Here is a 12311-nt window from a genome sequence, read left to right on the forward strand (position 1 = left end):
TCATGCAAAACACGGTTGAAAAGACTATAGGGGAAGTTTTCCAGGAATTTCTTGTCGAGCAACGAGCTCGTCTGAGTCCAAAAATCTATTCAGGCTACGAAAAGACAATTTTCTATTTTAAGAAATATCTCAACGGCCAGGCTCCTGCATATCTGAATGAGGAAGATGAGGGTCTTCTGGCTAAACTTTACGAAAAGGAGGATAAAGAGTACTGCGAAGTCTTCGGGCCTGCATACATTGGTTCTTCGGAAATGCAGGGTTTCCTTGGCCATTTTATGATCGGAAGTGTGGTAGCCAGTAAGGCCTTTATTAAAACAGTTGGGACGGTCATGGCCAAATTGGTAAAGTGGATGTATGAGAAGGGTTACATGGGCTATGGTGAGTATAAAGTAACATCCGATATTGTGAAAAGGCTCAAGGTCAATATGCCGGTGGCCGAAGAAGTTTCTGATCTGATGTGCCTTTATGCCGTGAACAATCCTGTTGCAGCTTGCACTGAAGTTCTGGACGATTTTTTCTTTATTACCGGGACCGAACCTGGAAAACTCTGGTTTAAAAGCCGCCAGACCGGGAAGAAAGTTGGGCCGGTGATCGTACCTGAATATATCAGTTCCATGTGCAAACCTGGCTGGACTATTTGCCTACTGCTTGGGAAAAACGGCAAAGTGTAGAAAATTCTGGAAAGCGAAAATATGTACCCTTGCCTGGTTTTTGTTTGAAAGTGTTTCAATTAGGAATATATAGCATATTATTTTTATAGTTCTTTTTATAGTTCTTTTCATAGTTTCTGTTTTCTCATTTCTCATTTTAGTTATTGGCACGAGAAACGCCACTTGCAAGCGAATAGAAACAAAAAAGGTTAAAGAAGGCATTCCGGTTATTTCGGCTAAGATTATCTTTTGGTCCACAGTTGCCATGTTTCCAAAACATATACTTTCAAGTATTATACTCTTAAGTATACTATTTTAAAGTAGTATACTTTTAAGTATCTTAATGTCCCAAATATTATCATGTTTCTCAACCGGAAAGCTGAGCTTTCTCTCCTTGAAAACCTCCATGCTGAAGGCAAGCCCAAACTGATCCTCCTCTACGGGAAGCGACGTGTTGGGAAAACCGAGCTTCTGAACGAATTTGCTCGCAGGCACAGGGCTCTCTATCTTGTGGCCCGGCAGGAGGCATACGAGGGGCAGCTTAAGAAGATGAGTTCCGAGATTGCGGAATTCTTTGATGATGATGTCCTGAGACACAGCCCTTTTCAGAATTATGATGCCCTTTTCATTTATCTTGCACAAAAGGAAACTCCTGTCCTGTTTGATGAGTTTCCTTATCTTGTTGAGGCAAACAGGGCTCTGCCTTCAATCCTTCAGGAGTACTGGGACCGCTATTTCAGTAAAAAGAAGACTTTTCTGGTGCTTTGCGGCTCTTCCATTGCCATGATGGAATCTCTGCTCGGGTATAAATCTCCGCTTTACGGCAGGAGAACGGAACAGATCCTGCTTGAGCCCCTGAAATTCAGGGAGGCCTGTGAGTTTTTTCCGCAGCTGGGGCCGGAGGATAAAGTCCTTACTTATGCTGTACTGGGGGGGACACCTGCGTACCTTCTCGAATTTGATTACGGAAAACCCATTCTGGAAAACATAATGGGCCTAATTCTGAAGAAGAACACTTTTCTCTATCAGGACACAATGTTTGTGCTCCAGCAGGAGCTCTCCGAACCCAGGGTATATTACTCGATCATAAATTCCGTTGCAAAAGGAAATACCAGACTGGGAGAGATAATGAACGACACAGGGCTTGAGAAGAGCAAGATTACGAAGTACCTGAGTGTCTTAAAAGAACTCCATATCATCGAAAGAAGGGTCCCTGTCACGGAAAAAAGTCCTGAAAGTTCAAAGAAGGGCATTTACCTCCTCAAAGACAATTACTTCAAGTTCTGGTTCCGCTTTGTCTTTGAAAACGTCGAATATATCGAGCAGGGCAGGCAGGAGAAACTTATAGGAGATAAAATAAGCCCGGTCCTGAATAACTTTGCAGGCTTTGCTTACGAAGAAATAGTCCTCGAATACCTGAAATCCAGTCCCGGGTTTTCGGATTATATTTTTGGGCGCTGGTGGGATAAAGAGGAAGAAATCGATGTGGTTGGGTTAGACAGTAGCCAGAACAGGATCATTTTTGGCGAGGTTAAGTGGAAAGCTCTCACGGAAAAGGAGGCAAGGCAAACTCTGAACCGGCTTGTGGAAAAATCGGTGGATGTAAAATGGGGGGAGAATTTGGAATCGGGTGAAATCCAGGGAGGTCCGGAAAAAAAATACTTGCTGGTCGGGAAAAAGGTAGGAGGAAAAAAACGTTTGCTTGAAGATGGCTATCTGGTGCTGGAACTGGATGACCTGGTTGAAAATTGAATCCGCTTCTTCTCCTCTATTCTCCTCTTTTATTCTTTTCTCCCCTATTGTTCTATTTCTCCATATTTTAGTCCCGGCAACAAATGCAAATTCTCCATTTAATTTCTTTTTATATTTCATTTGTTTAATAATTTACTCTATATCTATTTTAGAGCCTTAGCCTCACTTCAACATTTATTCTTCAATTAAAAAAAGCTTCTATATCCATGCTTTTTAATTTATTATCCAGAGTAATTCCAATACTTATAATACCCGATCTGTCTTACATTACGCATATGCAGGACATCACTTTTATCGACGGAGGCAGCCTACCCACACCTGAAGGTCTTACAAGGGAATGGGTAAAAACGGCAGCCGAAAACCGGGATGAGGACGAAAAACTCTTTTCTCTGGTAAGAGAGACTTTCCAGAAAAAAATTAATGTTGGAGTACACGTTCCAACTTATCCGCAGTTCAGGGACATGATAGGGCAGTTTCTGGACATAATCAAGGATGAAAAGAACTGTTACGAACCTTATGTGGTAAAGGATGAGTACGCAAAAATCCTTGAACTTGAGATAATTGACGAGGTTGCAAAGCAGTACAGGGAAGAGACAGGGGAGACTCTGGAAGTGAGAGTTTGCATTGCCGGCCCTACGGACCTGTACCTTCAGGCATTTGGAGCAGCTCCTTTTGCAGATGCATACCATATAATAGCTCTGGATATCGAGAATTTCATAAAGCAGGCATTTAAAGCCGCGAAAAATTTCAAAATTAGGGTTATTGCCCTGGACGAGCCCAGTCTAGGAATGAACGACAGAATTCAGTTTTCTGACTCCGATATCATCTCTGCTCTTACTCTGGCTTCCACCTATGCGCGAAAACAGGGGGCAGATGTGGAGATCCATCTGCACTCTCCATTGAAGTACAAACTTGTTTGTGAGACCCCTGTCAATGTTATTGGTTTTGAGTATGCTGCAACTCCTTCTTATATAGACCTCCTGGACAAAAAAATCCTGGAGAACTCGAATACCTACATACGGCTCGGAGTCTCGAGGACTGATATTTCCAGCCTCATAGGTATGGTCAACGAGACCTATGGAGTAAATGCCTGGAAGGAAAAGGAGTATATGCAAAAGATTGTTACTGATCTCGAAACTCCCGAGCTCGTCAAAAAGCGGCTTGAGAATGCTTTTTCTATCCTTGGGGACCGTATAAAATATGCAAGTCCGGACTGCGGGCTGGCATTCTGGCCGGATCAGGACATTGCTTTCAGGCTACTCGAGAATACGGCAAAAGGAATCAATGCATTCAATGCCGAAATGAAAAACCAGAAATAATCACTCAGAAAATAGTAATTCCGGAATCACTCAGAAAATGGTAATTCCGGAACTCTGTTCTTTCTTCTGTTTTTTTATAATTTTACTGTCTTTCCAATAATGATAAATTCTTACAGGTATACTAGAGAGCATGCAAGAAATCATCTTTGACGATATCGGAAGCTATCCCCTTCCTGAAGGAGTCAGCAAGGAATGGGTCCGAAACGCATTTAAAACGAGAACAGAAGATGAGAAACTTTTTACTGTAATCAATGATGCTTTCCAGCAGAAAATCGATGCAGGTGTAGAGGTTCCTACTTATCCTCAGTACCAGGACATGAACGAACAGTTCCTGAAGGTTATCCGGGACTCGGAATGCACTGAAGGTCCTTTTGAGGTAAAACTGGAGTGTGCAAGAATCGAAGAGCTTGAGGCTATAGAAACGGTTGCAAAAGCCTATAAAGAAAAATTCGGGGAAACCCTGAAGGTCCGGATCTGCGTGACCGGTCCAACCGAACTTTACCTGAAGGAATTTGGAGGTACACGATATACGGACATATATACTATTTTTGCAAAAAACGTCAACAAATTCGTCCGGAACTCCATGAAATCCGCAAAGAATTTCAAGATTGCAACCGTTTCGATTGACGAACCAAGCATAGGACTGAACCCCGAACTTGCCTTTGATGAAAACGACATCACCTCTGCCCTTACCGAAGCCTCGAAGGCAGCGAGTAAGAGGGGGGCTGATGTGGAGATTCATCTTCACTCCGCTCTCTATTATAATTTTGCCTGCCAGACCCCTACGATTAATGTGATAGGGATTGAGTCTGCGGGTACGCCTTCCTACCTGGATCTGATCGATAAAAAAGTGCTTGAAGACACGGACTCTTTCCTGAGACTCGGAGTCGCAAGAACCGATATCTACTCCCTGACGGGGGTTCTTAATGAGAAATACTGTACCAACGTCTGGAAGGATCAGCAGTATCTGCCAGAAATCGTTACGCAACTGGAAACTCCGGCTGCTATTACAAAAAGACTGAGACTGGCTTACAGACGTTTTGGCAGCCAGATAAAGTACGTGGGTCCTGACTGTGGTCTGGGTTCCTGGCCCAACCAGAAGATAGCTTTTATCCTGCTTTCGAACGTTGCTCAGGGAATCAAGGATTTCAGGGAAAGTTGTTAACCCTGAAATCATTTTTTTTTGACATTAGCCGGAAAATTAACTAAATAAACCAAAAATTTTTACCCGGAAATTTCACCCTCAAGTTTCACTTAAAAATTTCAACCAGAAATTAACCGGGATTTTTGTCAGAAATTTCAATCCGGAATTTTCGGAAAATCCTCCGAACTATATTCAGGTTAGCCTTCATTTTTTGTTCCAGTGGAAACATTGCTTGACCGTAGAAATATACTAAAATTAGTCTACTGATCTCAATACACAGTAGAAATGAAGGGGTGGTTTTTCCGAAAGTTTTCCCGTCGGATGTAAGTTATGGTTAAGTTTATGTTTGATTTATGTTTTTACATATTTTCCTGTTTTTGAATTTTATGAGTCTACTCGTCTGAATTTTCATCTGAGTTTGTTCATAAATGTACCAATGGTTCACTCATTCAGCCTTCCGTGCCTTCTGTCTATGTCATCCATCATATCCAGCATTTTTCGAATAGAAGTCCGGATAGCATCAGATTGGCTGACGAACTTTTTGTTATCTCCTACATGCCTGTTGAGGTCATCTAGGAGCTCCTGAGGAATTTCAACGCTTACTTTTGGCATCAGGTTGCACTCCAATGTTTTTCTTTTTTGATTTCGAATTTTGTCTTTTCTGATTGATAACTTCTTCCTTCAACTCATATATTCTCCCTTCAACTCATATTTCTCCCTTCCAGATCCAATGGGTTCTTTTGGTCCCAGAAGGGGATTTTCGAGTTACATTGATCATTATCTGCGATCTAAGGTGAAATTAAATCGGATGGAGGGATACCTGAATCTTCTTAGGTGAAATTAAAGAACCGGATAAGTGAAAGTGTCAGATAAGCGAAAACGTTGGATCAGGACTTGAAAATGGTTTTCGAAAATGAATTATGGAATAGTTCTCGAAAAGAGTTTTTGAAAAGGATTTTGGAAATGATTTATGCTAAAGAAAGCTGTAAAAGAGATTAATGAGATCAGCGGGCCCGAAGGGATTTGAACCCCCGGCCTATGGATTAAGAGTCCATCGCTCTGCCTGACTAAGCTACGGGCCCACGCATTATTGTTCTCATTCAATGAGCGACTCTCACAATGTATTTTCAAATATTTATAGGTTGCGCCTAAGGGGGCACTCCATATAGTTTTTCAGAAAATGAACACCGAGTTTTTTCTGCTTTCTCTTTAAGATCCAGAAAAATTTTACATTTATATGGAATAGTTGTTTTTTATAGTAAGACTAAATTCTATTCTGAATAGTTTTATCTTTTATATCAATTAATAATAACTGTCATTACTTATTGTGTTTTTGAAGTAAGAATACTGAACTCCGGAAATCGGGTTTCAGATAATCTCCTAACTTCCATATTTTTCTTTATCGCAGGGCATTAAAGCAAAACGTTATATACAAGCGGATATGAGTATGACCAATTAATTGACTTATCCGAAGCTCTATTGGGGATTAGTTTACCGTAATAGATTAAGTAGAATGTGTACTTCCGAAATTTGGTTTTTCCAGTTTGGTTTGTTAAGTACTGTTTTTACTCTTTTCTGTTCTATTGATAGAGCTTTTCATAAGCTGATTAATAAAGTTAAAGGAATGAACCTGATGTTTAGAGATGAACGTACTTCTGTGCCCGTTGAAGAGGGCAAAACTTATGACGTAACTATTCAGGATATCGCTCGCCAGGGAGACGGCATTGCCCGTATCGAAGGCTTTGTAGTTTTTGTCCCGAATACAAGTGTCGGCGACGAAGTCCAGATTAAAGTCGAAAGAGTGCTTCCGAAATTTGCATTTGCAAGCGTTGTAGAGTAAGTGTGGGTCGAAAAATAAATCAACTGCATTATCAACTGTAGTAATTTTTAATTAAAGTAAAATTAAGGAATGATTTTGATGTTCAGAGAAGAAAGTCGCCCAGTCCCTGTCGAAGAAGGTGAAGTTTATGATGTCACAATTCAGGACATCGCCCGTCAGGGAGACGGCATAGCTCGTATTGAGGGTTTCGTAGTCTTTGTCCCTAACACCAGCGTTGGTGACGAAGTACAGATTAAAGTCGAAAGAGTCCTTCCCAAGTTTGCATTTGCAAGTGTTGTCGAGTAAGTGTGGGTAAGAGAATCAATTTAATTAATGCTAAAAATTAATTCAAGTAAATTTAAGGAATGGTTTTCATGTTCAGAGAAGAAAGTCGCTCAGTCCCTGTTGAAGAGGGCGAAGTCTACGATGTTACAATTCAGGATATTGCTCGCCAGGGAGACGGTATTGCCCGTATCGAAGGCTTTGTAATCTTTGTCCCGGGTACCAAAGTCGGCGATGAAGTCCGCATCAAAGTCGAAAGGGTACTTCCGAAATTTGCATTTGCAAGCGTTGTCGAGTAAAGTAGCCGGAAAACACTCGGTTACGCGAAATTCTACTAAATTAAAGGAATGATTTTAATGTTCAGAGAAGAAAGCGGCTCTGTTCCTGTTGAAGAAGGCGAAGTCTACGATGTTACAATTCAGGACATCGCCCGTCAGGGAGATGGCATTGCCCGCATAGAGGGCTTCGTAATCTTTGTCCCGGGTACCAAAGTCGGCGATGAGGTCAGGATCAAAATCGAAAGGGTTCTTCCCAAATACGGTTTTGCCAGCCTCGTTGAATAAACGGGCCAATTTATCAGAACAGGACTGAAAAATAATAAAAAATCATTTTTCAGTCTTTTTGCTGTTAATTTCAGATATTCTAACTAATTTCCGGCTCCCAGAACGTGCCGGAACCTCTTTTTCTGTAATAAGGTTTCCTTGTGTTTAGTTTCCTTTTTTAGTTTCCATATCCATACGTTAACCTTTTCAAGCTTTTTTCAGGCTTCTGATATTGAACATTCGATGCTGTTATATAATAGATGTTCAATCATACTTTGAAATCCAATTGGCAAAGTTTTTACCGATGCCTTAAAGACCGTTGTTTACGGCTTCCTTCGATCCATAGCCGGGGACAGTAACCCGGAGTGATTTCTAATGATGAGCTTTATTAAGTACCACCCCCGGTCCAACACTTACGTGATTGAAAAAGGAGCTTTTCTCGAAGAAGACCTGACGCTGGAAGGCAATCTTATTGTCGGGCAGGACGTGAAGTTCTGGAAAAACCTCACCGTATCTGGCAGGCTTGAGCTCGGGAAAGGTTCGATTATTCAGGGCGATGTGAAAGCCAGAACTGCCCTTGTCTGTGCGGCAGCAAAAATTCTGGGTAGTGTAGAAACGGTTTCCGAACTTGTGCTTCTTGACGGTGCCTGGGTAAATGTTGCATCATGTGAGGGAGATATCCGTGTAAGACCCGGATGCACTCTCGGTTCGGTAAAAGCAGGAGGGACTCTTGAGCTTGTGGGGAAGGTTGCCGTGAAAAGAGTCGAACCGCTGACAAAAGTAATCATTCGGGCTGAATAATAATTTCATTTCATTCTTCTTTACAGTTTTTTCTGTAGCAACTTTTCTTCCTAGTAGCTTCTTTTTTAGCAGTTTCTTCTTTATCGGCTTCTCTTTAATAGCCTCTTTTTTCTTCAAGGACCCCATTTTTCGTTTCCCCTTTTCGAGACTTCTTTCCTTAATAATTTTTTCTTCAGGATTGCACTTTTTCAGCAGTTCACTTGCTGAACCGCTCCTCTTCCAGAAGTCTGAGGACATGATCTCTTAAACGGTTTACTTCCGGACTTGTCCGGCTTCGTGGACGGGGTAATTCCACTTTTACGATCTCTTTCACTCTTCCGGGCCTTGAGGTCATAACCACTATCCTGTCGGAGAGGAAGACTGCTTCGTCCACACTGTGAGTTACAAAAAGGAATGTCACATGTTTCTGTTCCCATATCTTCAGAAGTTCATCCTGAAGTACGTTTCGAGTCTGGGCATCGAGAGCTCCGAAAGGCTCGTCCATGAGAAGAACCTCTGGCTCGTTAGCAAGGGCTCTTGCAATGGCCGCTCTCTGCTGCATACCGCCAGAGAGTTCGTGAGGATAGCTGTTTTTGAACTGTCCCAGGCCCACAAGTTCCAGGTACTTTTCCACCTGTTTCCGGGCTTTGTTCTTTTTGATCCCCTGCATTTCCAGCCCAAAGGTGATATTATCTATAACGGTCCTCCAGGGAAAGAGAGAATACTGCTGGAAAACCATGCCCCTTTTGGGATCAGGGCCTGTTATAGGAACTTCATTGAGTGTAATCTCTCCTGAGGTCAGGGTCTCAAGCCCTGCAGCTATCCGGAGCAGCGTTGTCTTCCCGCAGCCTGAGGGTCCGAGGAGGCAGATAAACTCTCCATCCTGCACATCAAAGCTTATATTATGCAAAGCTTCGGTCCCGGACTTGTCCTCTTTTTTGCTGAAGACACGAGAAACATTTTTTACACTTACTCTACCCATTTTATACCACAGTTCCTGTCTTCCATCTGAGTAGTTTTTCATCCACGTAGTATCTGAAGAAGCGGTCTATTAGAAGCCCTATGAACCCCAGCAGGAGCATATAGACGAGTACGAAATCCATCCTGTGCAGATAGTAATTGTGCCAGATCTGGTATCCAAGCCCTCTGTTGCTGACTCCGAACATCTCTGCGGCTACAAGGCACATCCAGCCTACACCCATTGCAATCCTTATCCCTGCAGCAATCGAGGGCATAGCCGAGGGAATCGCAACAAAACGGATGAGGTCTATATTCCGGGTACATCCGAGAACCTTTGCCGCTTCAACATAAACCCTCGGTACGTTTTTAAAACCCGTATAGGTATTGATGATGATAGGGAAGATCATTCCTACAAACACAACAAACCCTGCTGCCTGATGGGTAAGCCCGAACCATACTATTGCAAAGGGAATCCAGGCAAGAGGAGGAATTGGACGCAAGATTTCTATTATAGGGTCAACAGCCCTGTTTACTGCTTTGAACCATCCCATGGCTATCCCCAGGGGAATTCCGAGGATAAAAGCAGCAGCTATGCCAATTGAAAAGTGAAGTAAACTTGTCAGGGTATCCGTATAAATTAGCCCATTTTTGACAATCACGGAAAAAGAGATTAGCACATCATAAAAACTAGGAAGAAGCAATTTGTTCTGTACGATCCTATCCGCTGCAAACTGCCATATGGCAATTGCGAATATGATAGATAATGCTTCAACGCCTTTTTCTTCGATTGTTTTTATGAAATTAATTTTCATGTCTAATTAAAAGGATTCTTAGTTTTTTACCTTTCCGGCAGTTTACCATTTTTTAGAATAAATTTGGATCCAAACTACCCCTTCTTATAAAAGAGGCAGTTTGAACTTTTCTCAAAAATTTGTTTTAAAACTCTTTTTTATTCCTCTTTTTTATTCCTCTTTTTACTCTTTTTTATTCCTCTTTTTTATTCCTCTTTTACGGCTGCTTCGTAGAAGCTCGTGTCAAAGATTTCTTCTTCTGTCAGAGGTTTCGGGATGTACCCGAGTTCATATTGAATGTTTGCATACTCGACAGTTGAGTTTTCAATCAGTGTGGGGTCTGTAATCCAGGCGCCGTCCCATTCTTCAAGGGATTTCTGTACAACTTCCACATCCTCTGAGGTCTTGTTTGAAAAGATCTGGGCAGCTTCATCCAGGTTAGCCTGGTTATATTCGGTTGCCTTAATGTGGGTCTTTACAACCTGCTCCACGATGTCTGGGTGTTCCCTGATCATTTCTCCGCTTGCTACAAGTACACAGCAGGCGTGGTTTGCTTCCATCTCTCCGGAAGATACAATCGAACGTCCATTGCCTTCACTTTCAATTATTGCAGGAGATGGATGAGGCAGGAAAACTGCATCGACCTGTTTGGCTGAAATAGCGGTGACGGCGTCTCCTGGGCCCATTTCAAGAATTGTCACATCCTTCTCAGGGTCAAGTCCATTTTCCCTAAGCCAGTTTCTGAGCAGGGTGTCCTGAATTGTCCCTACCGGGAAAGTGGCAATTCTGAGCCCTTTCAAGTCTTCGGGGCTTTCGTATTCGTATTCAGGACGCAGGACAATGTCTGAACCCTGGATCTGAACGGGAGCGATGATCTTTGCGTCAAGTCCCCGGCTCAGGGCTGTAATCACAGGGGCTGCTCCAACATACGCAAAGTCCAGTTCTCCGGCCATCATAGCCTGCATTTCCGGAGCACCTGTTGGAAACTGGTATTCGTTTATTTTTTCAATTCCGTAAGGTACAAGATCTTCCTGCCACCATCCTTTCTCATAGGCAGTCATGTATGCAATCTGGTGGGTACTCGGCTGGTAGCCAAAGTTCAGCTCGGTAATTGCAGGAGCTTCTTCGGTTGTGTTTTCATCCGTATCTTCGGCGCAACCGGATACAAAGATAGATGCGGCCAGCAGTAAAGTAAGGATAAGTATGCTTGATTTTTTCAAAACTACACCTCAATAATTTCCTCTTCTAACAATAATTCTACACTAATACTAACAAACTAATAACGCTACACTAATGACCTTACCTGCTAAATAAGATCTGCTGGGTTCAGGGTTTCTTCGGGAAAATCTAAAGGTTTTTACACCCCTTTTTGTTAGCTTTTTAGAAATTTGTTAAAAAGCCATCCTGTCCCTTCCACCCCTTTTCTTTCATTTTTTGCTGAAAGAACAATTCCCGTGAAAATAAATAGCAGTCTCTTACGCGTCAATATTCTTTGAAATTTGCTATATATATTTTCTCAAATGCTTTTCTATTATAACCCAAATGTATTAATACATCTGGAGGTATTTCTCATTCAGGAATAAAACCCCTGTAAAACGTAAGTTCTTTATAATTATTGAAAATTTTTACAGGATCAGAGGTTGAATTATAATGAACGTTGCAGACAAGGTCATCAAATCCGCATTCGAATCCGATGAAGTGTTTCAGAAAACACTTTCTGCTGTAATTAAGGAGGACCTTAACCTGACTGCTGTGGATTTTGCAAAAAAAGCAAACATCCCTCCCAGTACCCTCTATAAGATCCTATCGGGTAACCGGGACCCCAACATCAAAACCCTCCGTCAGATTGTAAAAACTATCCGGGATATCAAAGAGTCGGATAGCGGAGAATTTATAGCTGTAATTGCAGCCCGATCGGTACTTGACAACATCGTGGAAACGAAGAAAAAGATTGGAGGAAGGCTTGTCACTATCAGAGAGTACTCGGCAATCTCTATGGAAGATGCAATTATCTCGGCTGTAAATGCTGAAAGGGACGGTGCAAAAGCCCTGGTCTGTGCTCCCATTGTGGGTCCTACTGTAGAAAAAATTCTGAATATCCCTGTTACAACTATCGCCCCAAAGAACAGTCTGATAGATGCTATCGAACGTGCAATCAAGAAAATGGAATAAATTCCAGTACTTTTAAAAATAGGAAAAACCCGCGTTTTTCCGTTAACGCGGGGGTTTAAACTCGTTTTCGTTTAAGCTTTCTTTTTCTCGGCTTTATTTT

The 12311-nt window shown here is 42.1% G+C and carries 14 protein-coding genes and 1 tRNA gene; 10 read left to right on the forward strand and 5 right to left on the reverse strand.

Annotation, left to right across the window (positions count from 1 at the left end):
- Positions 1 to 2 precede the first annotated feature (2 nt).
- From MSSIT_RS20785 to MSSIT_RS20805, 4 genes are all read left to right on the forward strand, one after another.
- Positions 3 to 671, forward strand: a complete 669-nt coding sequence (locus tag MSSIT_RS20785; protein ID WP_048174358.1) for a hypothetical protein — start codon at positions 3 to 5, stop codon at positions 669 to 671.
- 339 nt (positions 672 to 1010) lie between these two features.
- Complete coding sequence (locus MSSIT_RS20795; protein WP_048174360.1) at positions 1011 to 2402, forward strand: ATP-binding protein; 1392 nt, start codon at positions 1011 to 1013, stop codon at positions 2400 to 2402.
- Positions 2403 to 2677: 275 nt separating this feature from the next.
- Positions 2678 to 3721, forward strand: coding sequence for a methionine synthase (locus MSSIT_RS20800; protein WP_048174361.1), 1044 nt, complete (start codon positions 2678 to 2680; stop codon positions 3719 to 3721).
- Between the two features lie 130 nt (positions 3722 to 3851).
- A complete protein-coding gene (locus tag MSSIT_RS20805) occupies positions 3852 to 4886 on the forward strand; it encodes a methionine synthase (protein ID WP_048174362.1) in 1035 nt (344 codons plus the stop codon).
- 420 nt (positions 4887 to 5306) lie between these two features.
- On the opposite strand, the gene MSSIT_RS20810 is transcribed toward MSSIT_RS20805, so the two are convergent.
- Positions 5307 to 5477, reverse strand: a complete 171-nt coding sequence (locus MSSIT_RS20810; protein ID WP_011020114.1) for a ribbon-helix-helix domain-containing protein — start codon at positions 5475 to 5477, stop codon at positions 5307 to 5309.
- Positions 5478 to 5873: 396 nt separating this feature from the next.
- Positions 5874 to 5947, reverse strand: a tRNA-Lys gene (locus MSSIT_RS20815).
- A gap of 551 nt (positions 5948 to 6498) precedes the next feature.
- Between MSSIT_RS20815 and MSSIT_RS20820 the strand changes: the two genes are divergently transcribed.
- The 5 genes from MSSIT_RS20820 to MSSIT_RS20840 all read left to right on the forward strand — a co-directional run bounded on the left by MSSIT_RS20820 (position 6499) and on the right by MSSIT_RS20840 (position 8309).
- Positions 6499 to 6705, forward strand: coding sequence for a TRAM domain-containing protein (locus MSSIT_RS20820; RefSeq protein ID WP_048175167.1), 207 nt, complete (start codon positions 6499 to 6501; stop codon positions 6703 to 6705).
- 78 nt (positions 6706 to 6783) lie between these two features.
- Complete coding sequence (locus MSSIT_RS20825) at positions 6784 to 6990, forward strand: TRAM domain-containing protein (protein WP_011033302.1); 207 nt, start codon at positions 6784 to 6786, stop codon at positions 6988 to 6990.
- Between the two features lie 68 nt (positions 6991 to 7058).
- On the forward strand, positions 7059 to 7265 hold the full coding sequence (locus MSSIT_RS20830; RefSeq protein ID WP_011033303.1) for a TRAM domain-containing protein: 207 nt from the start codon (positions 7059 to 7061) through the stop codon (positions 7263 to 7265).
- Between the two features lie 57 nt (positions 7266 to 7322).
- On the forward strand, positions 7323 to 7529 hold the full coding sequence (locus MSSIT_RS20835; protein WP_048174363.1) for a TRAM domain-containing protein: 207 nt from the start codon (positions 7323 to 7325) through the stop codon (positions 7527 to 7529).
- Positions 7530 to 7883: 354 nt separating this feature from the next.
- Positions 7884 to 8309 (forward strand): bactofilin family protein, encoded by a 426-nt coding sequence (locus MSSIT_RS20840; RefSeq protein WP_048174364.1) that lies wholly within the window; start codon positions 7884 to 7886, stop codon positions 8307 to 8309.
- Positions 8310 to 8505: 196 nt separating this feature from the next.
- Here MSSIT_RS20840 and MSSIT_RS20845 read toward each other — a convergent pair whose 3' ends face one another.
- The 3 genes from MSSIT_RS20845 to MSSIT_RS20855 all read right to left on the reverse strand — a co-directional run bounded on the left by MSSIT_RS20845 (position 8506) and on the right by MSSIT_RS20855 (position 11259).
- Positions 8506 to 9270 (reverse strand): ABC transporter ATP-binding protein, encoded by a 765-nt coding sequence (locus tag MSSIT_RS20845; protein WP_048174365.1) that lies wholly within the window; start codon positions 9268 to 9270, stop codon positions 8506 to 8508.
- A 1-nt stretch (position 9271) separates the two neighbouring features.
- A complete protein-coding gene (locus tag MSSIT_RS20850) occupies positions 9272 to 10060 on the reverse strand; it encodes an ABC transporter permease (RefSeq protein ID WP_048174366.1) in 789 nt (262 codons plus the stop codon).
- 185 nt (positions 10061 to 10245) lie between these two features.
- Complete coding sequence (locus MSSIT_RS20855) at positions 10246 to 11259, reverse strand: ABC transporter substrate-binding protein (protein ID WP_048174367.1); 1014 nt, start codon at positions 11257 to 11259, stop codon at positions 10246 to 10248.
- Between the two features lie 430 nt (positions 11260 to 11689).
- Here MSSIT_RS20855 and MSSIT_RS20860 point away from each other — a divergent pair, with 430 nt between their 5' ends.
- Positions 11690 to 12211 carry a helix-turn-helix domain-containing protein gene (locus MSSIT_RS20860; protein ID WP_048174368.1) on the forward strand — a complete coding sequence of 174 codons (522 nt, stop codon included), beginning with the start codon at positions 11690 to 11692 and terminating at the stop codon, positions 12209 to 12211.
- Positions 12212 to 12311 lie beyond the last annotated feature (100 nt).

Source organism: Methanosarcina siciliae T4/M (assembly GCF_000970085.1).
Taxonomy (GTDB): domain Archaea; phylum Halobacteriota; class Methanosarcinia; order Methanosarcinales; family Methanosarcinaceae; genus Methanosarcina; species Methanosarcina siciliae.

Coding starts and splice junctions, on each gene's coding strand:
- MSSIT_RS20785 (WP_048174358.1), top strand. CDS start 3: ATGCAAAACACGGTTGAAAAGACTATAGGGGAAGTTTTCCAGGAATTT.
- MSSIT_RS20795 (WP_048174360.1), top strand. CDS start 1,011: ATGTTTCTCAACCGGAAAGCTGAGCTTTCTCTCCTTGAAAACCTCCAT.
- MSSIT_RS20800 (WP_048174361.1), top strand. CDS start 2,678: ATGCAGGACATCACTTTTATCGACGGAGGCAGCCTACCCACACCTGAA.
- MSSIT_RS20805 (WP_048174362.1), top strand. CDS start 3,852: ATGCAAGAAATCATCTTTGACGATATCGGAAGCTATCCCCTTCCTGAA.
- MSSIT_RS20810 (WP_011020114.1), bottom strand. CDS start 5,477: ATGCCAAAAGTAAGCGTTGAAATTCCTCAGGAGCTCCTAGATGACCTC.
- MSSIT_RS20820 (WP_048175167.1), top strand. CDS start 6,499: ATGTTTAGAGATGAACGTACTTCTGTGCCCGTTGAAGAGGGCAAAACT.
- MSSIT_RS20825 (WP_011033302.1), top strand. CDS start 6,784: ATGTTCAGAGAAGAAAGTCGCCCAGTCCCTGTCGAAGAAGGTGAAGTT.
- MSSIT_RS20830 (WP_011033303.1), top strand. CDS start 7,059: ATGTTCAGAGAAGAAAGTCGCTCAGTCCCTGTTGAAGAGGGCGAAGTC.
- MSSIT_RS20835 (WP_048174363.1), top strand. CDS start 7,323: ATGTTCAGAGAAGAAAGCGGCTCTGTTCCTGTTGAAGAAGGCGAAGTC.
- MSSIT_RS20840 (WP_048174364.1), top strand. CDS start 7,884: ATGATGAGCTTTATTAAGTACCACCCCCGGTCCAACACTTACGTGATT.
- MSSIT_RS20845 (WP_048174365.1), bottom strand. CDS start 9,270: ATGGGTAGAGTAAGTGTAAAAAATGTTTCTCGTGTCTTCAGCAAAAAA.
- MSSIT_RS20850 (WP_048174366.1), bottom strand. CDS start 10,060: ATGAAAATTAATTTCATAAAAACAATCGAAGAAAAAGGCGTTGAAGCA.
- MSSIT_RS20860 (WP_048174368.1), top strand. CDS start 11,690: ATGAACGTTGCAGACAAGGTCATCAAATCCGCATTCGAATCCGATGAA.